This is a genomic window from Polaromonas sp. P1_G4, from assembly GCF_056405475.1.
Genome location: NZ_JBFUCA010001059.1, coordinates 1 through 547, shown reverse-complemented (window position 1 = coordinate 547; position 547 = coordinate 1). Strand labels below are relative to the sequence as shown.

The following is a 547-nucleotide window of genomic DNA, read 5'->3' as shown; positions in this document are numbered from 1 at the left end:
AACTGACACAGGCGCTGAAACGCGAATCCAATCAGTCGACGGCCAACGCCGCCTTGATCGCACCTGAACTGAGCCGACGAAAAGAACCACTGGAGGCATATCCCCTGGACGCTATTGCCATGGTGGGTAGCCTGATCAAGGTTGGCCAGCCAGTCGCGCTGGTACGAGTTGACAACCTGATTTATCAAGCCCGGGTAGGGAATTACCTGGGGCAAAACTACGGCCGGATCACCAAGGTCACTGAAACAGATCTCGCCTTGCGCGAGATAGTGCAAGACGCCGCGGGTGAATGGATAGAGCGGACCGCGACTTTACAGTTATTAGAGGGATCAAAATGAACAAGCAGACACCGGCACTAGAGACGCAGGAAAAAAAGGGCCGCCTGCAGCTTTTGTTTGGGCGTGTGTTGCGTTGTGCTTCGCTCAGTCTGGCATTTTCTGTAACTGCCGCTCCCTTGCTGGCGCAGGCACAGAATGCCATCCAGGCTGTTTCCGGATCAGTTCAGGGCGGTGCAGAGGTCATTCGAATCGATTTGGCGGAACCTTTG

Annotated in this window: 1 protein-coding gene and 1 pseudogene; both read left to right on the top strand. The window is 55.0% G+C overall.

All coding sequences use genetic code 11. The features are described from left to right. Window positions 1-338 (top strand): pilus assembly protein PilP (locus tag AC1D1X_RS25350; protein ID WP_477699643.1); only part of this gene is annotated, 338 nt, incomplete at its 5' end. Then, window positions 335-547 (top strand): annotated as a pseudogene (locus AC1D1X_RS25345) (type IV pilus secretin PilQ); the annotation flags it as partial. The gene AC1D1X_RS25350 and the pseudogene AC1D1X_RS25345, both read left to right, overlap by 4 nt.